This is a genomic window from Tomitella cavernea (assembly GCF_016599145.1).
Classification (GTDB): Bacteria; Actinomycetota; Actinomycetes; order Mycobacteriales; family Mycobacteriaceae; genus Tomitella; species Tomitella cavernae.
Genome location: NZ_JAENKO010000056.1, coordinates 1 through 21900 on the forward strand (window position 1 = coordinate 1; position 21900 = coordinate 21900).

The 21900-nt window shown below is 71.4% G+C and carries 23 protein-coding genes; 16 read left to right on the top strand and 7 right to left on the bottom strand.

What is annotated here, in order from left to right:
* Window positions 1-112: 112 nt before the first annotated feature.
* The 3 genes from JJ683_RS16090 to JJ683_RS16100 form a co-directional block, all read right to left on the bottom strand.
* Window positions 113-526, bottom strand: coding sequence for a YccF domain-containing protein (locus JJ683_RS16090; RefSeq protein WP_200175601.1), 414 nt, complete (start codon window positions 524-526; stop codon window positions 113-115).
* A 94-nt stretch (window positions 527-620) separates the two neighbouring features.
* Window positions 621-1919: an NAD(P)/FAD-dependent oxidoreductase gene (locus JJ683_RS16095; protein WP_242474789.1), complete on the bottom strand. Its 1299-nt coding sequence runs from the start codon at window positions 1917-1919 to the stop codon at window positions 621-623.
* Window positions 1920-2027: 108 nt separating this feature from the next.
* A complete protein-coding gene (locus JJ683_RS16100) occupies window positions 2028-2651 on the bottom strand; it encodes a TetR/AcrR family transcriptional regulator (RefSeq protein ID WP_200175603.1) in 624 nt (207 codons plus the stop codon).
* Window positions 2652-2805: 154 nt separating this feature from the next.
* Here JJ683_RS16100 and JJ683_RS16105 point away from each other — a divergent pair, with 154 nt between their 5' ends.
* Window positions 2806-4101, top strand: coding sequence for an NAD(P)/FAD-dependent oxidoreductase (locus tag JJ683_RS16105; protein WP_200175605.1), 1296 nt, complete (start codon window positions 2806-2808; stop codon window positions 4099-4101).
* A 31-nt stretch (window positions 4102-4132) separates the two neighbouring features.
* Here JJ683_RS16105 and JJ683_RS16110 read toward each other — a convergent pair whose 3' ends face one another.
* A complete protein-coding gene (locus JJ683_RS16110) occupies window positions 4133-4636 on the bottom strand; it encodes a MarR family winged helix-turn-helix transcriptional regulator (protein ID WP_200175607.1) in 504 nt (167 codons plus the stop codon).
* Between the two features lie 71 nt (window positions 4637-4707).
* Between JJ683_RS16110 and JJ683_RS16115 the strand changes: the two genes are divergently transcribed.
* The 7 genes from JJ683_RS16115 to JJ683_RS16145 all read left to right on the top strand — a co-directional run bounded on the left by JJ683_RS16115 (window position 4708) and on the right by JJ683_RS16145 (window position 12399).
* Window positions 4708-5889, top strand: a complete 1182-nt coding sequence (locus tag JJ683_RS16115; protein WP_200175609.1) for an FUSC family protein — start codon at window positions 4708-4710, stop codon at window positions 5887-5889.
* Between the two features lie 300 nt (window positions 5890-6189).
* Window positions 6190-7638 carry an MFS transporter gene (locus JJ683_RS16120; protein ID WP_200175610.1) on the top strand — a complete coding sequence of 483 codons (1449 nt, stop codon included), beginning with the start codon at window positions 6190-6192 and terminating at the stop codon, window positions 7636-7638.
* A 212-nt stretch (window positions 7639-7850) separates the two neighbouring features.
* Entirely contained in the window at window positions 7851-9554 is a 1704-nt protein-coding gene (locus JJ683_RS16125) for an MDR family MFS transporter (RefSeq protein WP_200175611.1), read from the top strand.
* A 6-nt stretch (window positions 9555-9560) separates the two neighbouring features.
* Window positions 9561-10031: a MarR family winged helix-turn-helix transcriptional regulator gene (locus JJ683_RS16130; protein ID WP_200175612.1), complete on the top strand. Its 471-nt coding sequence runs from the start codon at window positions 9561-9563 to the stop codon at window positions 10029-10031.
* A gap of 4 nt (window positions 10032-10035) precedes the next feature.
* A complete protein-coding gene (locus JJ683_RS16135; RefSeq protein WP_200175613.1) occupies window positions 10036-10947 on the top strand; it encodes a sulfurtransferase in 912 nt (303 codons plus the stop codon).
* A gap of 92 nt (window positions 10948-11039) precedes the next feature.
* A complete protein-coding gene (locus JJ683_RS16140; protein ID WP_200175615.1) occupies window positions 11040-11549 on the top strand; it encodes a hypothetical protein in 510 nt (169 codons plus the stop codon).
* Between the two features lie 100 nt (window positions 11550-11649).
* Window positions 11650-12399, top strand: a complete 750-nt coding sequence (locus JJ683_RS16145) for a DUF305 domain-containing protein (RefSeq protein ID WP_200175617.1) — start codon at window positions 11650-11652, stop codon at window positions 12397-12399.
* Between the two features lie 44 nt (window positions 12400-12443).
* On the opposite strand, the gene JJ683_RS16150 is transcribed toward JJ683_RS16145, so the two are convergent.
* The gene (locus JJ683_RS16150) at window positions 12444-13490 is read right to left on the bottom strand and encodes a glycoside hydrolase family 183 protein (RefSeq protein WP_200175619.1); all 1047 of its coding nucleotides are present in this window, start codon (window positions 13488-13490) and stop codon (window positions 12444-12446) included.
* 266 nt (window positions 13491-13756) lie between these two features.
* Here JJ683_RS16150 and JJ683_RS16155 point away from each other — a divergent pair, with 266 nt between their 5' ends.
* The 8 genes from JJ683_RS16155 to JJ683_RS16190 all read left to right on the top strand — a co-directional run bounded on the left by JJ683_RS16155 (window position 13757) and on the right by JJ683_RS16190 (window position 20620).
* Window positions 13757-14545 carry an ABC transporter ATP-binding protein gene (locus JJ683_RS16155; protein ID WP_372435322.1) on the top strand — a complete coding sequence of 263 codons (789 nt, stop codon included), beginning with the start codon at window positions 13757-13759 and terminating at the stop codon, window positions 14543-14545.
* Window positions 14542-15297, top strand: a complete 756-nt coding sequence (locus JJ683_RS16160; protein ID WP_200175621.1) for an ABC transporter permease — start codon at window positions 14542-14544, stop codon at window positions 15295-15297. The genes JJ683_RS16155 and JJ683_RS16160 overlap by 4 nt, the downstream gene beginning before the upstream one ends.
* A complete protein-coding gene (locus JJ683_RS16165) occupies window positions 15294-15959 on the top strand; it encodes a TetR/AcrR family transcriptional regulator (protein ID WP_307810985.1) in 666 nt (221 codons plus the stop codon). The genes JJ683_RS16160 and JJ683_RS16165 overlap by 4 nt, the downstream gene beginning before the upstream one ends.
* A gap of 119 nt (window positions 15960-16078) precedes the next feature.
* Window positions 16079-16564, top strand: coding sequence for a hypothetical protein (locus tag JJ683_RS16170; RefSeq protein ID WP_200175623.1), 486 nt, complete (start codon window positions 16079-16081; stop codon window positions 16562-16564).
* Window positions 16565-16653: 89 nt separating this feature from the next.
* Window positions 16654-18123, top strand: a complete 1470-nt coding sequence (locus JJ683_RS16175) for an MFS transporter (protein ID WP_200175625.1) — start codon at window positions 16654-16656, stop codon at window positions 18121-18123.
* A 111-nt stretch (window positions 18124-18234) separates the two neighbouring features.
* Window positions 18235-18810: a sugar O-acetyltransferase gene (locus tag JJ683_RS16180; RefSeq protein ID WP_200175627.1), complete on the top strand. Its 576-nt coding sequence runs from the start codon at window positions 18235-18237 to the stop codon at window positions 18808-18810.
* Between the two features lie 253 nt (window positions 18811-19063).
* A complete protein-coding gene (locus JJ683_RS16185; RefSeq protein WP_200175629.1) occupies window positions 19064-19918 on the top strand; it encodes a pentapeptide repeat-containing protein in 855 nt (284 codons plus the stop codon).
* A gap of 63 nt (window positions 19919-19981) precedes the next feature.
* A complete protein-coding gene (locus JJ683_RS16190) occupies window positions 19982-20620 on the top strand; it encodes a GNAT family N-acetyltransferase (RefSeq protein ID WP_307810986.1) in 639 nt (212 codons plus the stop codon).
* Window positions 20621-20631: 11 nt separating this feature from the next.
* Here JJ683_RS16190 and JJ683_RS16195 read toward each other — a convergent pair whose 3' ends face one another.
* Together JJ683_RS16195 and JJ683_RS16200 are read right to left on the bottom strand one after the other, a co-directional pair.
* The gene (locus JJ683_RS16195; RefSeq protein ID WP_372435323.1) at window positions 20632-21420 is read right to left on the bottom strand and encodes a fructosamine kinase family protein; all 789 of its coding nucleotides are present in this window, start codon (window positions 21418-21420) and stop codon (window positions 20632-20634) included.
* On the bottom strand, window positions 21417-21900 hold a 484-nt coding region (locus JJ683_RS16200), incomplete at its 5' end, for a hypothetical protein (protein ID WP_200175631.1). The genes JJ683_RS16195 and JJ683_RS16200, both read right to left, overlap by 4 nt.

Genomic DNA, 21900 nt, shown 5'->3' on the forward strand with positions numbered 1-21900 from the left:
GGCGCAGCAACCGGCGCGCGGCGCGGCAACCGGCGCGCGGCGCGGCAATCGGCGCGCGCCAACGTACCGCCCGCACCCCCGCACCCCCGCACCCCCGCAGGCACGCCGCCCGTCAGTTCTGCTGGTAGTACACGTGCGCCCCGGCCGGCGGCCGATCGGTGGACACGATGTCCTTGCCGAAGGGGAAGCAGGTCACCGGGATCATCTTGATGTTGGCCAGCGCCAGGGGGATGCCGATGATCGTGATCGCCTGCACGAACGCGGTGGCGATGTGCCCGAGCGCCATCCACAACCCGGCGATCACGAACCAGATCACATTCATCACCAGCGAGGTGGACCCCGCCTCGGGCTTGTCCACCACCGTGCGCCCGAACGGCCACAGCGCGAACACGCCCATGCGGAACGCCGCGATGCCGAACGGGATGGTGATGATGAGGATGCACAGCACGATGCCGATCGCGAAGTAACCGAGCGCCAGCCACAGTCCCCCGAAGACCAGCCAGATCACGTTGAGCACCAGGTTCATCGCGCTCCCCTCCCGAGAGTCCGGGCGCGTATAGGCCCACGCGCCGCCTCGGCCCCATCATGCCCGAATCCGGGGTGCGACCGTGCGCTTCCGGTCAGCGCAGCGGATCGAACGCCGCAATGTCCTCGGGGGTGCGGCCGGTGTCGATGGCCTCGGCGAGCAGCATGCCCGTCGCCGGCCCCAGCGTCATCCCCCACATGCCGTGGCCGCCGGCGACGAACACCCGCTGCGAGCCCGTCGCCCCGATCAGCGGCAGGCCGTCGGCGGTGCAGGGGCGCGACCCCACCCACTCGTCCCGGCGATCGTCGAGATCCACCCCGGTCAGAAGGGGGCGCACCGAGTCGACGACGGCGGCGATCCGGCGCGGGTCCATGGGCGCGTCGTGCCGCCGGAACTCCATCATCCCGGCCACCCGCAGCCGGTCGCCCAACGGAGTGCAGGCGACCCGCGAGACCGGAAAGTACAGCGGCCCCGGCGGCGTCCGCTCCACCGGAACGCTGAAGCTGTATCCCCGACCGGCCCGCACCTGCGCTCGCACGCCGAAGCGGCTGGCCATCGTGTTGAGTTCTGCGCCGTCGGCCAGCACCACAGCGTCGGCCTCGAAATCGACTGAATCGCCGGCGGCCACCCCGGCCCCGCCCGCAGCCTTCCCGACCACAGCGGCCCGCCGCCCACGGTCCCGCACCACCTCGATCCGGACCCCGCCGCGCACCTCGCCGCCGCGCACCGTGACCGCGTCGGCGAGCGCGGCGACGAACTTCGGCGGATGCAGGTACCGTTGCCCCCGCAGCAGCAGTGTGGCCCGCACCTCGGGTGAGAGCATAGGTGCGCGCCGCCGCGCCTCGTCGATGGGCAGCTCGTCCACCTGCACCGGCTGGCCCGCGTCGGTGATCTGCCGGGCCTCGTCCACCAGCGACTGGGTCTGGGCGGGGTCGGTGTACCCGACGATGAAGGGATCGGCCTCGTGCAGGCAGCCGGCCATCGCCTCGTCGTCGCGCACCATCTTGTCGAACGCTTCGAGGGCGTGGCGGTTGATGCGCACCAGCGCGTCCATGGCCGTACGCCACCGCCGCGACGTGCTGTTGCGCGCGAACCGCGCGAGGAACCCCGCCAGGCCCGGGTCGAGCACGGCCGACGGCGGCACGTACACCGGCGACGACGGGCGCAGCAGCTGCCGGAGGCCGTAGGCGAGGACGGCGGGTTCGGGCAGCGGGGTGCTGAGCGCGGGCGTGATCCACCCGGCGTTGCCCCACGACGAGCCCGCCGCGGGGCCCGCCTCATCGAAGACCGTCACCTCGATGCCGCGTTCCTGCAGGTGCCACGCGGTGGACAGGCCCACCACCCCCGCACCGACCACGGCGACGCTGCGCATTTCACCGTTCCGGACCGTCATCGCCCGCTCCTTCCGACGTACGGCGCCCCTCCCCCGATCATGGCCCTTCGGCCGCCGGCCCGGCCACCCTCGGTGGAATGCCCCGCCGCCGGAGCGCGTGAGTCCAGGTCAGCCGTCGATGAGCAGCTGGATCGAGCGGCCGTAATACCGCGTGATCTCGCCGTCGGATGCCGCGGCCAGCCCGGGATCCTCCACCACGTGCATCGACGTCATGAGCCCGGTGAGCTGTGCGGCCATGAGCCGGGCACGCAGGTCTGCATCGGCACCGTCGAGCCTGCCGGCCACCAGTCCGACGAACATCTCCTCCACAGTCTCGGCCAGGTGGGCGCGCACGGTCGGCCGGTCTGAGGCACGCAGCAGAGCGGCGAACACGCCCGCGGAGTAGGAGCGCTCCCCCCCGGCGCCGTACGGACCGCTAGGGCCGCCCGTCCGCGTCCGGCCCAGGACGAAGGTGACGGCCCGCTCGCCCAGCCCGTCCAGCGGGCCCGCCATGAGATCGGCGAAGTCCACCGACATCGTCATGGTCCGCAGGAACAGCTTCTCCTTGGACCCGAAGTAGCGGATGACCAGCGCGGGGTCCACACCCGCCTCGCCCGCGATCTCGCGCACGCCGGTCGCGGTGAACCCCTTCTCACTGAACAGCCGCGCCGCGGCCTGCTGCACCGCGTCGCGATGGTGCTTGGGCCCCACCGCAGTGTCGCCGGACTCCTCGCCGCTGCCCACCGGGCTCATTCCCACCTCCGTGTCATGCCGTCGCCGTCGTCCAGTACCCAGTCAACTCTGCGCACACCTACGGCGCACTGGCCGCGATGCGCACCAGCGTCGTCAACATTGTTGAATAATCGTACCGGCTCGAAATCGGATGATGTCGACTAGTTTCGTGGCCATGACATCACGGGGCCGGGGGACGGCGGACAAAGAACTGCAGACGGTGCACCGCGAGGTCGTCGTGGTGGGCGGCGGGTTCGCCGGACTCGCACTCGCCGATCGCCTGGGCCGGGACGACGTCGAGGTCCTGCTCATCGACCGCAACAATTACCACCAGTTCAAACCGCTCAACTACCAGGTGGCCACGTCGCAGCTCGGCATCAGCGAGGTCGGCTATCCGCTGCGCGGGATCTTCCGGCGGCACGACTCGGTGAAGGTCGCAGTGGGCGAAGTGGTGGCGATCGACCCGGACGCACGGTCGGTCACCCTGGCCGACGGCACCGTGTGCACCGCCCGCATCCTGGTGCTGGGAGTGGGGGTGGACGCGAACTTCTTCGGCGTCCCGGGCGCCGAGGAACACTGCTACCCGATGTACACCCTCGAGGACGCGGAGCGACTCAGCCGGCGCCTCATCAGCGAGCTCGACCGCGTCGACTCGCCCCTGGGTATCACCTCCGACATCGACGTCGTGATCGTGGGCGGCGGCCCGACGGGCGTGGAGCTGGCCGGCGCCATCGCCGAGAACCTGCGGGTGGTGATCGCCCCGCGCTACGACGGCGGGATCGCGAGCAAGGTGACGGTGCACCTGGTCGATCACGGCGACGCGCTGCTCAAACCTTTTTCCGACGCGTCCCACTCCTACGCGCGGCGCGAGCTGGAGCAGCTGGGCGTGCAGCTGCATTTCGGCACCTCGGTGACGAGCGTCTCGGCCGACGGTGTGGAACTCGGCGACGGCAGCCGCATCGACTCGGACACCGTGGTGTGGGCCGGGGGGCAGCGTCCGCCGAGCCTCATCGCCGATTCGTCCTTGCCAGTGGGGCACGGCGGACGGATCAACGTCAACGACGACCTGACGGTAACCGGGCACGACGGGGTCTACGCGCTGGGCGACATCGCACTGATCCCCGACATCCACGGCCGCGGCGGCGAGACCACGTCGTTGCCGCAGCTGGGCTCGGTGGCACAGCAGTCGGGCCAGCACGCCGCCCGCAACATCCTGGCGGACCTGGCGGGACGCGACCGCTCCCGATTCAAGTACCGCGACAAGGGCATCATGGCGATGATCGGCCGCGGCGCCGCGGTGGCGGAGATCGGTCGAGGCCGCCGGCACATCCAGGGGCATGTCGCGTTTCTCGCCTGGCTGGGAGTGCACGTGATGCTGCTGCCCAGCGCGTGGCAGCGCCTCGCCGCCGTAAGCTCGTGGGTCACCGACTACGGCACGTCGCTGCGGCCGCGGCGCGTCAACGTGGGCTGAGGGCCACCGCCACTCGATCCACAGCCGCCGCTCACTCCGGCGCCGCGTGCTCCGCGTTCGCCGTCACGCGGCGCAGCAGGCCCAACAGGACGGCGCGCTCGTCGTCGTCGAGCCCAGCGAGCAGGCGCCGGTCGCGTTCGACGCGCGCGGGGAAGACCTTCCGCACAAGTTCGCGGCCCGCGTCGGTGATCCGCAGCAGCACCACGCGCTTGTCCTGTTCCCACGTGCCGCGCTCCACAAGCCCCTTGCGCACCAGCGCGTCGACGTATTTGGTGGTGGCGGCGGGGCTGACCATCGTGGTGGTCGTGACCTCGCCGGGCCGCAGCGGATGGTCGTTGCGCACCAGGGCGCCGAGCACCTCGTACTCCCCGCGCGAGACCGCCGTGCGCGCCAGTTCGTGTTCGAGCGCGCGGAGGCTCAGCGTGCTGATGCGTGCGATGCGGACGATCACCTCGACGGGCGCGAGGCCGACATCCGGGAACGCGGAATCCCATTCGTCGACGATCCTGTCGACCAGGTCGCCGTCGGTGTGCATGCGCACAGGTTAACGCATCGTGCATCACATTATTTTACCTGTGTTTTACTTGTGAACTACCTTGGTGGGCGATGCGCACTCCGACCCCCGCTCCCATCCCCACCGAGCCCGGCTCCACCGCGCTCCGCAGCCACGTGCACCGCGCACGCGCGGCGGCCCGGCATTCCCGTGCCCGTGCAACGTGGCGCCGCGCGTTCTCCCTCAACCCCGGCTCGCCGAGCCTCGTCCCGGCGCTGCGGGTCGGCGCAGCCACCGCCATCGTCCTCATCGTCGGCGGCACACTGGGGCACACGGAGCTGGCCGCACTCGCAGGCCTGGGCGCCATCACCGCGGCCTTCGCCCGCGGTGAGCCATACCGCCGCCGCGCGGGCAAGACGGCGATCGCCGGGGCCACGATCATCGGGTCGATCCTGCTGGGGTCCGCCCTCACCGGCACGCCGATGCTGCTGCAGATCGCCGTCCTGTCGCTCGCCGGCGGCGCGGGGGCGTGGCTGCTCGCGTCGCTGCGCATCGTCGGCCCAGGCGCGGTGGTGATCGTGTTCGCCGGCGCGGCGGCGGCCATGACCGGCGACCTGCCCCGCGCCGCTCTCGCAACCGCGCTCGGCGTCACCGTGGGCTGGCTCGCCGCGATGGCACCGGTGACCCGCACGTCCCAGCACGGCACCGACGAGGAACGCCGCTGGGTCCGCTCCGGCGTCGGACGCCTGGCCTCGGGCGAGTTCCTCGGCGCCGGTGCGCGCATCGCCGTCGCCTCCTCGCTGGCCGGAGTAGCGGCGCTGGGCATCGGCCTCGAGCATTCGCTGTGGGCGTCGATGGGCGCCACCGCAGCCCTGCAATCGATCACGTTCGCCAGCACGGTTCAGCGCTCGATCCAGCGCCTCGTCGGCAACGTCACCGGTGCCGCCGTGGCGCTCGCGTTCATCGCGACCGCAATGGGCTTCTGGCCGACGGCCGCGACCATCGTCGCCCTGCAGGTGATCACCGAGCTGACGATCGCACGGAACTACGCCGTGGCCACCACCGCCATCACCCCGATGGCCCTGCTCATGATGGGGCTCAGCGGCGGGCTGACGACGTCCATGGCGCTCAGCCGCGTCGCCGACACCGCGATCGGAGTGATCGTCGGCGTGGTGATCGCGGCCGTGACCATCCACCCCGACGACGCGCAACACCTCGCACGCGCAGCGGAACGCCCCGCCGAACCGCGCCATGCCGCTCCACCGCAAGCGCCCGATCCGGACGTCCGACAGTGATCCCGATCACGATTGTGCATCGACTCCGTTCACGCGCAAAATTCCGGCGTCCGCGCGGGTAGAGAGTGTGAAACACTGCGAGTCCAACCCACAACGCAGACCGCGCCGCCGTTCACAGGATTGGCCACGGCCGGTTCGCATACGTAACGTCGGCCACCCGACGGTGACCGCGGACCCCGCACCGGCACGCACACGACAGGACCCGCCGGTGAACGGCCCAGCCCACTGGGCGCGGCACCTGCAACGCCGATCGAAGTCGCGCCGCGTACCCGCGCGAACGACATCGGCGGAGGAGGACCCATGCGCACAGACGCAGGCCTGCCGCCTGACGACGCGGACGCGTCCGGCGGCCCCGACGAGGCCGCCGCGACTCCACCGGGCGGTGTGACGGCGACCGATGACGTCACCGGCACCCCCGACCCGGAGACTCCGGAGGGACGGCGCCTCCTGCGCAGGGTGATCGCCGCATCCGCGATCGGCAATGCGACCGAGTGGTACGACTACGGCGTCTTCGCCGCCACCGCCACCTACATCGGCGACGCGTTCTTCCCCGGCAGCCTGTCGACACTGGCCACCATGCTCACGTTCGCGATCTCCTTCGTGCTCCGGCCGATCGGCGGCATGGTGTGGGGGCCCATCGGCGACCGGATCGGCCGCAAGGCCGTGCTGGCCGCGACGATCCTGCTGATGTCGGCGGCCACCTTCCTCATCGCGTTCATCCCCTCGCATGCGACCATCGGCGTGGCGGCCCCGATCCTGCTCGTGCTGTTGCGCGTGATCCAGGGCTTCTCCACCGGCGGCGAGTACGGCGGCGCCGCGACCTTCATGGCCGAGTACTCGCCGGACAAGCACCGCGGCAAGTACGGCAGCTTCCTGGAGTTCGGTACCCTCGGCGGCTTCGTCATGGGTGCCGCCGTCGTCCTGATCTGCCAGACGGCCATGAGCGAGGCCGCGATGGGAGATTGGGGCTGGCGGATCCCGTTCCTCATCGCCGCGCCGCTGGGCCTGGTGGGCTGGTACCTGCGCTCGAAGATGTCGGACACGCCCGTGTTCACCGAGGCCGAGAGCAGCGAGTCCACCGAGATGGAGGGCTCCGCCTGGCAGCGGATGGTGGATCTGGTGCGCGACTACCGCAGGCCGATATTCACGATGTTCGGCATGGTGATCGCGCTCAATGTGGTGCAGTACACGCTGCTGACCTACCAGCCGACCTACCTCGAGAACAAGATCGGCATGAGCGATGATTCGACCACCCTGCTCATCCTCATCGGCGAGCTGGTGATGATGGCGGTGATCCCGTTCATCGGCAGGTGGTCGGACTCCACGGGCCGAAAACCCATGTGGTGGGCGTCGCTGATCAGCCTGTTCGTCCTCGCGATACCGATGTACTGGCTCATGGGGCAGGGCTTCGGGTGGGCGCTGCTGGGGTTCGCCGTGCTGGGGCTGCTGTATCTGCCGCAGCTGGCGACGATCTCCGCGACGTTCCCGGCGATGTTCCCCACGCACGTGCGTTACGCCGGGTTCGCGCTGAGCTACAACGTGGCGACGGCGGCCTTCGGCGGCACCGCCCCGTTCATCAACGACGCGGCGATCAACGGCACCGGGTGGGACCTGTTCCCGGCGCTCTACATGATGATCGCGTGCGTGGTCGGCATGGTGGCGGTGTACTTCCTGCGCGAGACCGCCGGCTGCTCGATCCGCGGCACCGGCATCCCCGGGAAGGAACCGGAGTCCGTCGGCGCACGCTGACCGGCCCCCGCCCGACAACAACGGAGCCCGGCGCGCTTTCCGGAGCGCGCTGGGCTCCGTTGTTTCGCGGTGCGTGTCAAGCCTCACACGGGAATCATTAGTTGTACGGCGCAACCAGTTGTATGGTTGACGAAAGCAACTAATCACGCCGGGTCGTGCCCACCGCCGACCGGTACTTGGATTCTTACCTGATCTTTCGAGGACGCACCTGGATGAGTACTACCGAAACCCCACGCAACGCCCCGCCCGGCGCGCCTGCCGCCGGCACCGCCCCCATGAGCCACCGCGAGGTGCTGCTGGCGCTGTCCGGCCTGCTCATGGCGATGTTCGTCGCCATGCTCTCGTCCACGGTGGTGTCCACCGCCCTGCCGCGCATCGTCGCCGACCTGGGCGGCAGCGAGGCCGGCTACACCTGGGTGGTCACCGCGTCGCTGCTGACGATGACCGCGACAACACCTATCTGGGGAAAGTTCGCCGACCTGTTCAGCAAGAAGGCCCTCACCCAGCTGGCCCTGCTGATCTACGTGGCAGGCTCGATCGTCGCCGGACTGGCGGACGGGATCGGCGTGCTCATCGTCGCCCGGCTCATCCAGGGCGTCGGCATGGGCGGTCTGTCCGCCCTGGTGCAGATCGTCATCGCCAGCATGATCACGGCGCGCGACCGCGGCAAGTACTTCGGCTACCTCGGCGCGGTGTTCGCCGTGGCAACGGTCAGCGGCCCGCTGCTGGGCGGGCTGCTGGTGGACGCCACCGCGCTGGGCGACGCGCTCCCCGGCTACATGTCCGGCGCCGCCTGGCGCTGGTGCTTCTACGTGGGCGTGCCCTTCGCCGTCATCGCGTTCGCGGTGCTGCAGAAGACGCTGCACCTGCCCACGGTCAAGCGCGACGTGTCCATCGATTACGTGGGCGCCACCCTCATCACCGCGGGTGTGTCCGTGCTGCTCGTCTGGGTGTCGCTGGGCGGATCGCAGTTCGACTGGGGCTCGGCGCTGAGCATCGGCATGCTCGTCGGCGGGCTCGCACTGCTGGCGCTGTTCGTGTGGGCGGAGACCCGTGTACGCGAGCCGATCATCCCCCTGCACCTGTTCAAGGACCGCACCACCAGCCTCGCCGTGTTCGCGTCGGTGATGGTGGGCGTCGCCATGTTCGCCGGCACCGTCTTCCTGGTGCAGTACTTCCAGCTCTCCCGCGGCATGAGCCCCACCAAGGCCGGCCTGATGACCCTGTTCCTGGTGTGCGGCGTGCTCGTGTCGTCGGTGGTGTCCGGGCGGCTCATCGCGGCCAAGGGCAAGTGGAAGCGCTTCCTGATCTTCGGTTCTGTCCTGCTGGTGTCGGGCGCGGCGCTGCTGAGCACCATCACGTCCACCACGCCGATCATCGTCGTCGGCCTGTACATGTCGATCCTCGGCATCGGCGTCGGCTGCCTCAACCAGAACCTGGTACTGGCCGTGCAGAACAACGCGGCCCAGAAGGACATCGGCTCGGCGAGCTCACTGGCCGCGTTCATGCGCACGATGGGCGGTGCGATCGGCGTGTCCGCGCTCGGCACCGCGCTGGGGCACAAGGTGGCGGCCTCCATCTCCGGCGCCGCACACTCCGACCCCGAGGTCGGCCGGGCGATGATGGATATGGACACCCACCAGATCCCCGACGTCACCACGCTCGGCGACGTGCTGCGCCCCGTCTACGAGCACGCCTACGGCTCGGGTGTGGCGCAGGTGTTCCTGTTCTCGGTGCCGTTCGCCGTCCTGGCGTTCCTCGCGGTGCTGTTCATCAAGGAGGTGCCGCTGCGCGAGACAATCGAGCGCGACGACGAGTTGGCCGACCTGCAGCGAACGGCCGCGGGACAGGACGACGGTGGCGATGCGGCGGCCCAGGATGATGCCGGCACCGCACCCGGCGTGAAGGTGGGCTGACGCGCGATGACGGCCACGGACGAGGTTATCTCGCACGCCGAGGCGCTCGAGTTCAGTGCGGTGCGCGGCATCGAGTACGAGCTGCGCACACTGGTGCGGCGCATCCGCCTGAACAAGGCGGAGGTGGCCCGCACGATCCACGAGGAGATGCCGCCGTCCACCTACACGGTGTTCGTGGTGGTGTCGGACCGGCAGCCCACGCGTGCGGGCGAGATCGCCGAGGTGCTCGACATGGACAAGTCCGTGATCAGCCGGCATCTCGCCGCGCTCACGGAGCTGGGCCTGATCCGCCGCGACTGCGACCCGGACGACCGCCGCTCGCACACCGTCTCGCTGACCGGGCTCGGCGTGGAGAAGGTCCGCGAGGCCATCACGATGCGGTGGGAGGATATCTCCGCACGGCTTGAAGGCTGGACCATGGACGACCTCGAGGCGTTCGTCGCCCAGTTGCGCCGGTTCAACGCGGCCATAGAGTGAGGGCATGAGCGGCCAGAAGAGAACAACATGGACCGGCCCCGGCCCCGCATCGCCGCTCGTCGACGCGCGCGGGCTCCGGGAACTGCTCGCATCCTCCCCGCCGCCCGTGCTGCTCGACGTCCGCTGGGCCCTGACGACCGGGCCCGACCGCGACGGGTTCGACGATGGGCACATCCCCGGCGCACGCTTCGTCGACCTGGACGCGGAGCTCGCCGGCCCGCCCGGCCCCGGCGGGCGGCATCCGCTACCGTCGGCCGCGGTGTTCGAGGAGGCGATGCGCGCGGCCGGTGTCGGCGAGGCGTCGGCGGTCGTCGTCTACGACGCGGGCCCGGCCACGGCCGCCGCCCGCGCGTGGTGGCTGCTCCGGCACCACGGGCACGAGGACGTGCGGGTGCTCGACGGCGGCCTGGCGCGGTGGGTGGCGGAGGGGCTTCCCCTGGATACCTCGGACGGCGGAACACATGACGACGTCTCCCCTGCGCGCGGCGACTTCCGTTGCGGGCCCGCGCCGTCCACGGGGCCGGGCTCGTCCCTCGAGGCGGACGGGGCACTCGGGTGCGCCGCGCGCGGGGTGCTCATCGACGCGCGGGCCCCCGAGCGGTTCCGGGGCGACTCCGAACCCGTCGACCCGGTCGCCGGGCACATCCCCGGCGCGGTGAACCGGCCGACCACCGCCAACGTGCGCGACGACGGCACCTTCCTGCCGGCAGACGCATTACGCCGGCAGTTCGACGCCGTCATCGGCGGCATCGGCGGGAGGCCGGACGAGGTGGCTGCGTATTGCGGCTCGGGCATCACCGCGGCACACCAGGTGCTGGCGCTGCAGATCGCGGGGATCCCCGCGCGGCTGTATCCCGGCTCGTGGTCGCACTGGATCACCGATCCGGCGCGGCCCGTCGCCACCGGCGACCGCTGAACGCGGTCGGCGCTCTGCGTGGCCGGTCACGACTGCATGGTGGGTCACGTCTGCGGCCGCCGACACCCCCGGTAGGTATCGTGGCGGGCGGCATGGAATCCGGTTCCGGAGGGGGTGGGCAGGTGAGGCTGGGCCGCTCGTCGATACGCGCGCAACGCGGGCTGCTCGCCCTCGTCGCCGCCGCGCTCATCGTGCTCGCCGGACCTGCGGGCATCGCCGCCGCCCAGTGCCTCGCCGACCCCGCCGGCCACGCGGCAGCCTCGGCCGTCGCCGTCCACGATCACGGCGGCAAGGAGGACGCAGGACACGCGCACGTCGGCCAGGCGCACACCGAGCACGGGCGAGCGATGGCCGGTCATGACGATTCCGCCATGCACGATGCATGCCTCCCGGCGCTCGACTGCTGCGATATCCACTGCCTCGCAGCCGGTTCGCGGGCGCCGGCGGTCCTGCCGCTCGCCACCCCCCTGCCCGCGGCGCCGCTCACCCCCGTTGCACAGCTGCGCGCGCCGCCGGCGACGGCCGAGGACGGATCCTCCGTCCTCCCCGTGCCCCCGTGGACGCGCCCCACCCTGGAATTGCTGACGATCCTGCGCGTGTGATGGGCGACCGCTGCCCGGGCTCGCCCGGCGCGGACTCCGACACACACCCGCAGAGCGCCGTCCACGGCGCCGCGACCACGCTCGATCCAGGAGGATCCCCATGCGTACCAACCGTTTCCGCCGTTCGCTGCAGTCGAAGCCGGTCCTCGCCGTCTCGGCCGTCGCCGTGTCCGCTCTGGTCCTCGCCGGCTGCAGTTCCGGCGACTCCGGTACCGACGCCGCCACGCCCACCTCGAGCGTCAGCGCCACCGCCGACGGTGACCGCAACGACAGCGCTGACGCCGCACAGGCGCAGTTCAACGAAGCCGACATCGCCTTTTTGGACGGCATGTACCCGCACCATGCTCAGGCCATCGAGATGACCGAGATGGTCGACGGCCGCACCGACAACCCCGAGTTGATCGCACTCGCCGAGCAGATCGACGCCGCCCAGGGCCCCGAGATGGAGCAGATGACGACGCTGCTCGCGCAGTGGGGCCAGCCCGCCCCCAGCGCGGACGGCGGCGAGGACATGGTCTCCGGCGACGGCATGGGCTCCGGGCATGAGATGGGCGACATGAACGGCGGCGACGGGTCGGACGACGCTGCCGACGGCGCCCAGGGCGGCCACGAGATGACCGGCATGATGACGGACGAGCAGATGGATCAGCTCATGGCCGCCTCCGGCCCGGAGTTCGACCGCATGTGGCTGGAGATGATGATCCAGCACCACGAGGGCGCCGTCGAAATGTCGCAGGAAGTGCTCGGCTCCGGGACCAACCCGCAGGTGCAGAAGATGGCGCAGGCGATCATCGACGGCCAGGAGGCCGAGATCGGGCGGATGCAGGACATGCTGCAGAGCGGCTCCTGACGCCGTGCGCCGTGGCCTCCACCGCCGCCGGGGAGGCCACGGCGCTATGCCGCGACCGACGTCCGGAACTGCAGCACGTGATACGGCGCGCCTTCCGCCGTGTTCCACTGCGAGACGAGCAGATGCAGGTCGTCGAGAGCCGAGTCCGGATGGATGAAGCCCCCGTAGATCTGCGCGAAGGTGCCGTCGCCGGCGCCCCACTCACCGCCCGCCACCTGCACCACCGGCTCCGACCACGGGCCCGTCGGCTCCGGGGCGGTGCGCGTGGTGATCGCGTACGCGGCCGGGTCGAACCCGGCCAGCACCCAGGTGCCCTCGATGCGGCGCAGGCTCAGCTCGCCGACGGGCCCGGGCAGCACGGGGACCACAGGCGCAGAGCGCACCGACATCCACACGCCGCTGGGCATCTCGTCGCGCTCGGGCACCCACGCCTCGTACGCCCAGGGTTCCTCGATCCGATGCTCGGGCACGCGGCGCAGGATCACGCCGCCCGGGTTGGCGCGGTCGAACGCCGACGACATGACGTACACGTACCCGTCGGCGCGGTCCATCGTCCACATCTGGTCCAGGGCGCCGCCCGTGTTGTCCCAGCGCGCGTCGGTGCGCTGCCAGCTCACGCCCAGGTCGTCGGAGCGCGCCAGGTAGGTGAAGTTGGTGGGCGCGGCGGCGGAGTTCCACGAGTGCACGCTCACCACGGACAGGTACACGCGCCGGTCGACGGTGATCGCATCGCAGGGGATCACCGTGAATTCGCTGCCCGGGGTCTCCGGGTCGGGCCGCTGCGACGGGTCGTGCGCGTTGGGCAGGATCTCCCGCGCGTAGCGCCCGCCGCACGCGCCGTCGAAGACGATCCCCTCCTCGAGCACGCCCCCGTCGAGCGCCCCCGCGACCGAGCGCAGCATCACCGGGCTGCGCCAACCGGGCCCGCCTGCGGCCGACGACTCGAAGGTGTCGCCGAAGAAGTACGCGACCGCGCCGGAGGACAGCCGCGTCGCAATCCCCAGGTCGGTGCCGGCCACGCCCCACCGGTCGGTGCGCATGCGGCCGGTCAGCGTGGCCACGAACCGCGCGCGGCCGAGCGGTGCCGTCATCTCGGATCACCTCCCGCTGCCGCCGACAGGGGCTGTCGGCCGGTCAGCTCCGTCCCGAGGCTACTGGCCGACGGCCTCCGGAGTCGGCACCTGCGGCGCGGGCGCGCCGGAGCTCGCCGGAGCGCGCCGGAGCGCGCCGACCAAATGAATTATTCCGCTTCGGCGGCGCAGACGTGCACAGAATGCTTGCGCGGCGGGGGTGCATGGCGCCGCGATCCCCGCAGTGCCCCTTGACGAGGACTCCGCACGAGCGCACAATTCATCACATGATGAGTTCATCGTCCGATGAATTCCGGGATCCGGCGATCGACATCCGCGGGCTCACGGTGCGGCGCGGCGGCAATCCGGTGCTCCACGGCGTCTCGCTCGCGGTCCGTGCGGGGACGATCACCGGGCTGCTCGGCCCTTCGGGATGCGGCAAAACCACCCTGTTGCGCAGCATCGTCGGGACGCAGATCGTGGAGTCGGGGTCGGTGTCGGTGCTCGGCAGCCCGGCCGGGGCGCGTCGGCTACGCTCCCGGGTCGGCTACGTCACCCAAGCCCCGAGCATCTACGGCGACCTCACCGTGCGCCGGAACGTCGCGTACTTCGCCGCTCTCGCCGGAGCCGCGCGCTCCGAGGTGGCGGCCGCGCTGGATGCGGTGGGGTTGGGCCGGTACCAGAACCGACGCGCCGCGGACCTGTCCGGCGGCCAGCGCACCCGCGTCTCGCTGGCGTGCGCACTGGTGGCGGACCCGGACGTACTGATCCTCGACGAGCCGACGGTGGGCCTGGACCCGGTCCTGCGCGCCGAGCTGTGGGAGCGGTTCCATCGCCTCGCCGATGACGGCCGCACCCTCGTCGTCTCCAGCCACGTGATGGACGAGGCCGACCACTGCGACGAGCTCGTCCTCCTGCGCGACGGGCGCTTGCTCGCGCAGCTCACGCCGGCCGCTTTGCGCAGCACCACAGGCGAGGACCGGCTCGAGGACGCGTTCCTGGCGCTCGTCGAGGGCGTCCCGGGCGGACGGCGCGCCGCCGAAGATGCAGTGGAAGAAGAGGAGGCGGCGCGATGAGTGCACGCGCATACGGGGCGACGAGCCTGCGGGTGCTGGGGCAGCTCGGGGCGGACAGGCGCACCGTCGCCATGATCGTCGCCGTCCCGTCGCTACTGCTGGTGCTGCTGTACTTCGTCTACCAGAACCAGCCCGGCCCGCCCGGGATGCCGTCGGTATTCGACAGGGTCGGCGTGAGCATGCTCGGCATCCTGCCGTTCGTCGCGATGTTCCTGGTCACCGCCATCGCCATGCAGCGCGAGCGCACTTCCGGCACCCTCGAACGCCTGATGACCACCCCGCTGACCAAGCTGGACCTGCTCGGCGGCTACGGCACCGCGTTCTCGCTGGCCGCGGTGGTGCAGGCGGTGATCGCGTGCGTGATCTGCTTCTGGCTGCTGGGCCTCGACGTGGCGGGCGGCGCGGCGCTGGTGGTGCTCATCGCCGTGGTGGTCGCCGTCCTCGGCGTGGCGCTGGGCCTGCTGTGCAGCGCGTTCGCCCGCACCGAGTTCCAGGCGGTGCAATTCATGCCGCTCATCGTCGGCCCGCAGCTGTTCCTGTGCGGGCTGCTGGCACCCCGCGAGACACTGCCCGGCTGGCTGGAGGCGATCAGCAATGTGCTGCCGCTGAGCTACGCGGTGAGCGCGATGAAGCAGGTGGCGGCGCACCCCACCCCCACCGGCGCGATGTGGCGGGACCTCGCGGTGGTCGCCGGGTTCGCCGCGGTGTCGCTGTGCCTGGCGGCCGCGACGATGCGGCGGCGGACCGCGTGAGCGCCGCCGATGCGAACGCCGGCCCCGGCCCGGAGCAGCAGCGCGGCGGGCGCAGGCTGCGGGACGGACGCGGGACTCGCGGCGGGCGGCGGCCGGGCAACTCCCGCACCCGCGAGCAGATCCTCGCGGCGGCGCGGGCACGGTTCGCCGAGTCCGGGTTCGACAGGGCCAGCGTCCGTTCCATCGCCGCCGACGCAGCAGTGGACCCGGCCCTGGTCCACCACTACTTCGGCACCAAGCGGAACCTCTTCGCCGCCGCGCTGGCCCTTCCCGTGGACCCGGAGACGGTGCTCGCACAGGTCCGTGCGGTGCCCGTCGACGAGATCGCCCGCGCCGTGCTCCGCGCGGTGGTGGGGCTGTGGGATTCGCCGCAGGGATCCGCGGTGGTCGGCGCGTTCCGCGGCGTCCTCGGCGGCGGCGATCCGCAACTGATCCGCTCGTTCATCCTTGAGGTGGCGCTCAAGGAGGTGCGCGGGCGCGTCGACGCGCCGCCCGGGTCCGCCGATGTGCGCGTGAGCCTCGCCGCGTCGCACATGATCGGGATCCTCGTGGCCCGCAGGATCCTCGAGATCGAACCGCTCGCCTCGATGCCGCTCGGCGAGCTCGTGGAGCGATGCGCGCCGCAGATTCAGCACTACCTCACCGGGCCGTTCGAGGCGTGACGGGCGGGGCGGGTCCTCAGCGCGTCGGAGTGCCGCGAATCGCGCCGACCTGCCGTAGATGTCGGTCCCGAGGTGCAGGATGACTATCAGAGCGCAGGTGCGATGGGAGGCGGTTGCAGATGAACCGGGGCACGGGTCGGGGCATTCGCGCGTCGGCGAGGACATTGCTCACCAGGGCCGGCGCAACGGCGGGCGCGCTGGCGGTGGCAGCGGCCGGCACTGTGGCACTGGGCGCCCCGGCCGCGGCCGGGGCGTCCTCGCTCGACGGCGCTACGCAGGTGGTGGATTGCGCGCACGAGCTCGTCAAGGAGCCCGCGGACATCATCATCTTCTGCGGCGACGCGAACGGCGGCTTCACCGACATCACCTGGCACCTGTGGACGGATCAGCTCGCCGTGGGCACCGCGAACAGGTACTGGAACGACTGCGACCCCGCCTGCTACCAGGGCACCTTCCACAAGGAGCCGGTGTGGATCGCCCTGCACGACGTGGCCGCAGCCGACCAGGGCCCGGCGTTCCGCACGCTCACGTCCGTCGACGCATCCGGACCGCATGACGTGCCGCTCCCCGGGTTCCCCGTCTCCGGCCCCATCGATTTCCCGTAGAAGCGCGCGTCGGCGGCCGTCCCGTGATCCACCGCCCACCGCGCGGCACCGCCCGTCCGCACACGTAGGCGCCCTGACACTCTGGGAACATGACCGGCACTCGCCACGACGACACGGCGCCCCACAACGAGACGCCCGCGCAGGAGAGCGCGCGGATCGGCGCGGGCACCTGGCGCGAGCTCTTCGGCCCCGCATATCGCGCGTCGGCCGTGGTGCTCGCGGGCGGGGTCGCCGCCTACGCCACCAACATCTATTTGACCACCAGCCTGCTCCCCAATGCCACCTCGGACATCGGCGGGGAGCAGTACTACGCGTGGGCGATGACGGTGTTCCTGCTGGCCTCGGTGATCACGTCGATGTTCGTCGGCGTCTCGCTGCGCAACAGCGGACCGCGCCGCAGCTACCTGATCGGTTTCGGCGTGTTCGCCGCCGGCTCGCTGGTGTGCGCGGCGGCGCCGACGATGGCGGTGATGCTCGCGGGCCGCGCGGTGCAGGGCCTCGGCGGCGGCCTGCTCACCGGCCTGGCCTTCGCGGTGCTGCGGACGGCATTGCCGGAGCGCCTGTGGCCGCGGGCGGTCGCGCTCATCTCCGCCATGTGGGGCGTCGGCAACATCCTCGGCCCCGTCTTGGGCGGGTTGTTCGCGCAGCTGGGCGCGTGGCGCGGGGCGTTCATCCTGCTGGCCGCGTTCGTCGCGGTGCTGTGCGTGATGTCGCAGCGCGCACTCCCCCGCCGCCGCCCCGACACTGACGGGGAGCGGGCCGGTGTCCCCATCGTCGGTCTGGTCGTGCTCACCGCCGCCACGGCCGCGGTCTCCATCGCGAGCATCGCCTCGTCCACCGCCGTGATCGTGGTGCTCGCCGCCGTCGCAGTGGCCGCGCTCGCGGCATTCGTGGCGGCCGAGCGGCGCACGCGGGTCACGGTGCTGCCGCGGTTCGCCTATTCGCTGCGCTCACCGCTGCCGTGGGTGTACCTGGGGATCGTGGCGCTGGCCATCGGGTCGACCACCGAGACGTTCGTGCCGCTGTTCGGCCAGCACCTGGGCGGCATGGAGCCGTTCGTCGCGGGCATGCTCGGCGCGGCGATCTCGTGGGGCTGGTCCATCGCGTCGATCCTGTCCACCTACGCCACCGCCGAGCGCTCCACCACGGCCATCAAGATCGCCGGCCCGCTCGTGCTCGCGGCCGGTCTCCTGGGCTACGGGCTGCTGCAGGCCGACGACCCGTCCGCGCTTACCCTGACCGGCTGGTTCGTCACGCTCGCCATCGCGGGGGCGGGCATCGGGATGGCGTTCGCCCACTTCATCACCGCCGCCATCTCCAGCACCGACGACGAGGCCGACGCCGCGAAGGCCTCCGCGGGCGTGAACACGGTGCAGCTGATCTCCAACACGTTCGGGTCGGCGCTGGCCGGACTGCTGGTCGCGGTCGGCGGGCCGTCGCTGGCGGGGTCGGCGAGGCTGCTCAACTTCGGGTTCGCCGGGGTCGCCGCGGTGGGCGTGCTGTTCGCGGTCGCGGCGGCCCGTCGCGGCCGGAGCGCGGTGCGCCTGACCGACGGGTGATCTCGCTTCACCTAGCGGGATCTATCACTCTCTAGCAATGAATGAAGATATAAGAATATTTTTCTGGCTTCTCGCGGGCGGTTCCCGACGCGGACCACTAACGTCGCTTGCATGGGTGAGATGAAGCGGCGCATGCTGTCCGGCGAGACATACCGCGACGACGACGGCGAGCTGCTCGCTGAGCGCCTGGCCTGCCACCGCGCGCTCGACGAGTTCAACGGCACCCCCGCCGACGACGACGAGCTCCGCACGCGGATCCTGAGCACGCTGCTCGGGTCGATCGGCGAGCGCACACGCGTCATGCCGCCACTGAAGTGCGATTACGGCGCGCAGATCCGCATCGGCGACGATTCCTTCCTCAACTACGACGCGATCCTGCTCGACTGTGCGCGCATCACCATCGGCAGCAACGTCTTCATCGGCCCACGCGCCCAACTGCTCACCGCGCTGCACCCGATGGAGGACCATGCGGCGCGGCGCGCAGGGTGGGAGTCCGCGGCGCCGGTGACGATCGGCGACGGTGTGTGGCTGGGCGCCGGGGTGATCGTGTGCCCGGGGGTGCGTATCGGGCCGGACGCGGTGATCGGTGCGGGGAGCGTCGTCACCCGTGACGTGCCTGCCCGGGTCTTCGCCGCCGGCAATCCCTGCCGCGTCATCCGCTCGCTCGAGGGCGAGGCGCCGGCGTGAACGCTCCGCACGCTTCGACATCCTTCTCTACCTGTTTCTAGCCTCACGCTGAGATACCCCTAGCGAGGCATGGCGTCGGCCAGCCCGGGTATCGTCGTCGCCAGTGACACGCACATCGTCTTTGTGAACCCGTCGCGTCCGAGCTTGCTGCACACGCACAGTCGCCGGGCGGCGATCACGCACGCCTCCAGCCGGGGCCGCACCACGGCCCCCCTCCCTGGTCCCCCGATCGGAACCACTGGCTGGAGCCTCCATGTCACCCTCATCAGACGCCGCGCGCCCCGGTGCGCACACCACATCTCCACTCCCCCTCCGCCGTGACCTGCGCGCGGACTGCCGACGCTGCCGCGGCCTGTGCTGCACCCTCCTCGGCTTCACCCGCTCCGCCGACTTCGCCGTCGACAAACCGGCCGGCACCCCCTGTCGCAATCTCGCCCCCGACCACTCGTGCCGCATCCATGACTCGCTCCACGGCCACGGCTACGCCGGCTGCGCCGCATTCGACTGCTTCGGCGCAGGCCAGGCGGTCTCCGAGTCGGCCGCGCACCGGGGCGGCCAGGCCGATCCGCGCCGCATGGCCGACCAGTTCGCCGCCGCCCGCCGCGCCCGCGAGATGCTGTGGCACCTGCGGGAGGCGAGCACACTCACCTATGACCCGGACACGGCCGAACGGATCGACGGCCTCGCCGTGGTGATCGCACGCCTCGCGGCGTCCGCGGCGCACCCCACCGAGGTCGAACCCCTGCGCCCCGACGTCCGCGCGCTCCTGGCGGACGTCAGCGCCGAGGTCCGCGTCCGATACAACGCCACCGGCGAACCCGTCGGCGCGGACCTGGCACCCGGCGCCGACCTCGCCGGGCGCGACCTCACGCGCGACCGCCTGTGCGGGGCAGACCTGAGCGGTGCGCTGCTCATCGCCGCCGACCTGCGCCGGCAGGACTGCACGGGCGTCGACCTGCTCGGTGCTGATCTGCGCGCCGCGCAGCTCCACGGGGCGGACCTCAGCCGGGCGTTGTATTTCACCGCATCGCAGGTCGGCGCCGCGCTGGGCGACGCGCGCACGCTCCTGCCGCCGGACATCCCCGCCCCGGCCCACTGGGTCCGGTGAGCGCCTATCGTTCTTTATAGCTGTATCTAGCATTGTGTGCAGATAGTGGAATACTCCCCTATCGTGACGGCACCGCGCGACGGGTGTTCAATGGCGCAGGTGGACACCCCGTGGCGCATCGACCCCGTGACTCTCACCGGCAGCCTGGTGGAACTGGTGCCGCTGGCCGTCGAACACCACGACGGCCTGGTCGATGCCGTTCGCGACGGCGACATGTGGGACCGCTGGTACACCTCGGTGCCGGAACCGGGCGGCATGCGCACCGAGATCGACCGCCGTCTGGGTCTGGCCGAGCGCGGCGAGATGGTCCCGTTCACCGCCCTACGCAGGTCCGACGGGGCGGCGCTAGGCATGACCACCTACTACGCGCTCGACCCGGTCGTGCCGCGCCTGGAGGTCGGCTACACCTGGAACCGTCAGTCCGCGCACGGCACCGGCACCAACGCAGAATCCAAGCTGCTACTGCTCACCCATGCGTTCGACGTGCTCGGCTGCCAGTGCGTGGGATTTCGGACGCAGTGGCAGAACCTCCAGTCGCAGGCGGCGATCGAGCGGCTCGGCGCCCGGCGCGACGGGGTGCTGCGCGCCTACAGCAGGCACAGCAACGGCGTGCTCAAGGACGTGGTCATATACTCCGTGCTGGCGCACGAGTGGCCCGAGGTGCGCGCGGGACTGGAGCACCGCCTGCGGCACCGGCGGTGACGGACGGGCCTTCAATCGATCAGCGCCGCAACGGCCGCCCGGACCGACGCGGCGTACCCGCCGCCGAACAGCAGCGCGTGCACCAGCAGCGGGAACAGTTGGTGCAGGCCTATGCGGTCCGTCCAGTCACCCGGCAGCGGCGCGGCGTTCGCGTAGCCGTCGATGACGGACTCCAGGTGCGGCGCCCCGAACAGGCTCAGCATCGCCAGATCCGCCTCCGGGTGCCCGCCGTATGCGGCCGGGTCGATGAGCACCGCGCCGCCGTCCTCCCACAGCACGTTGCCGGCCCACAGGTCGCCGTGGATGCGGGCCGGGCGCACGGGGCGGCCGTCGATCGCGTCCCACCGGCCCGCGCGCAGGTCGGCGCACACGCGTGCCACCTCGTCGGCCAGCGGCCCGTCGATCGCCCCCTGATCGCGGCACCAGCGGATCACGGGCTCCACGCGCGCCCCTGCGTAGATCTCTCCGAAGCGTGACGACGGCGCGTGCGGCAACGCCAGCGGGTGGCTCATCGGGCCGAAGAAGTACTGCTTCACGCCCGGCGGCAGCGCCCCGAACGCGTCCGCACCGGCGGCGTGCGTCCGTGCGAGCCCGCTGCCCAGCTCCCGGGCGACGTCACGTCGCGGAATCGTCTCGTCGACCCGCTCGAGCACCAACGCATGCCCGGACTCCTCGCGCACGCCCACGATCCGTGCACCACCGGCCTCGCCCAGCCAGCGCAGTCCGGCCGCCTCGGTGGCGAAGAACCCGGGCGGCGCGTGCGGATCGGACTTGGTGAACGCGGCCGGCACCAGAATCACCCCAGGTAGGGTGTCGACATCCCGGCGCCGGCGAAGGGCCCGAGCAGCCCGGTCAGCACGCTCACCATTCGCAGGTCGTCACCCAGCGGCAGCCGTTCGAGGGTCGCCGGGTCGGCGGGCACGATGAGCCCCGACGGCACGCCCGGCTGCTCCCACGCCTGGGCCACCACGAACGCTTCCGGCAGCGGGGTGCCGACGAAGACGAATCGGGGGGCGCCCGGGATCCCGCCCGCGGCCGAGTGCACGCGCCGCAGCACCAGTTCGGTGGCGGGTGGGTACGTGTTCTCCGCCGGGCGCGCGGCCGCCACCTCGTACACCTGCAGCCCGGCGCCGTAGAGGACGGCGTCGCCGAGATGCTCGACGGACGCGGTCACGGGGTCGGGCATCACCGGGCCGGCGCCCACCGAACCCGCCGGCGCCGCCGCGGCTGGGCCGGCAGCGAGCACGGCCCCGGCCGTCAGCACCGCCGCGGCCCCGGCG

Excerpts from the sequence above, each read along its gene's own strand:
- JJ683_RS16185 (WP_200175629.1), top strand. The coding sequence starts at position 19,064 with ATGTCACCCTCATCAGACGCCGCGCGCCCCGGTGCGCACACCACATCT.
- JJ683_RS16090 (WP_200175601.1), bottom strand. The coding sequence starts at position 526 with ATGAACCTGGTGCTCAACGTGATCTGGCTGGTCTTCGGGGGACTGTGG.
- JJ683_RS16130 (WP_200175612.1), top strand. The coding sequence starts at position 9,561 with ATGACGGCCACGGACGAGGTTATCTCGCACGCCGAGGCGCTCGAGTTC.
- JJ683_RS16155 (WP_372435322.1), top strand. The coding sequence starts at position 13,757 with ATGATGAGTTCATCGTCCGATGAATTCCGGGATCCGGCGATCGACATC.
- JJ683_RS16095 (WP_242474789.1), bottom strand. The coding sequence starts at position 1,919 with ATGACGGTCCGGAACGGTGAAATGCGCAGCGTCGCCGTGGTCGGTGCG.
- JJ683_RS16180 (WP_200175627.1), top strand. The coding sequence starts at position 18,235 with ATGGGTGAGATGAAGCGGCGCATGCTGTCCGGCGAGACATACCGCGAC.
- JJ683_RS16120 (WP_200175610.1), top strand. The coding sequence starts at position 6,190 with ATGCGCACAGACGCAGGCCTGCCGCCTGACGACGCGGACGCGTCCGGC.
- JJ683_RS16135 (WP_200175613.1), top strand. The coding sequence starts at position 10,036 with ATGAGCGGCCAGAAGAGAACAACATGGACCGGCCCCGGCCCCGCATCG.
- JJ683_RS16100 (WP_200175603.1), bottom strand. The coding sequence starts at position 2,651 with ATGAGCCCGGTGGGCAGCGGCGAGGAGTCCGGCGACACTGCGGTGGGG.
- JJ683_RS16140 (WP_200175615.1), top strand. The coding sequence starts at position 11,040 with ATGGAATCCGGTTCCGGAGGGGGTGGGCAGGTGAGGCTGGGCCGCTCG.
- JJ683_RS16160 (WP_200175621.1), top strand. The coding sequence starts at position 14,542 with ATGAGTGCACGCGCATACGGGGCGACGAGCCTGCGGGTGCTGGGGCAG.
- JJ683_RS16115 (WP_200175609.1), top strand. The coding sequence starts at position 4,708 with ATGCGCACTCCGACCCCCGCTCCCATCCCCACCGAGCCCGGCTCCACC.
- JJ683_RS16150 (WP_200175619.1), bottom strand. The coding sequence starts at position 13,490 with ATGACGGCACCGCTCGGCCGCGCGCGGTTCGTGGCCACGCTGACCGGC.
- JJ683_RS16170 (WP_200175623.1), top strand. The coding sequence starts at position 16,079 with ATGAACCGGGGCACGGGTCGGGGCATTCGCGCGTCGGCGAGGACATTG.
- JJ683_RS16145 (WP_200175617.1), top strand. The coding sequence starts at position 11,650 with ATGCGTACCAACCGTTTCCGCCGTTCGCTGCAGTCGAAGCCGGTCCTC.
- JJ683_RS16105 (WP_200175605.1), top strand. The coding sequence starts at position 2,806 with ATGACATCACGGGGCCGGGGGACGGCGGACAAAGAACTGCAGACGGTG.
- JJ683_RS16110 (WP_200175607.1), bottom strand. The coding sequence starts at position 4,636 with ATGCACACCGACGGCGACCTGGTCGACAGGATCGTCGACGAATGGGAT.
- JJ683_RS16175 (WP_200175625.1), top strand. The coding sequence starts at position 16,654 with ATGACCGGCACTCGCCACGACGACACGGCGCCCCACAACGAGACGCCC.
- JJ683_RS16125 (WP_200175611.1), top strand. The coding sequence starts at position 7,851 with ATGAGTACTACCGAAACCCCACGCAACGCCCCGCCCGGCGCGCCTGCC.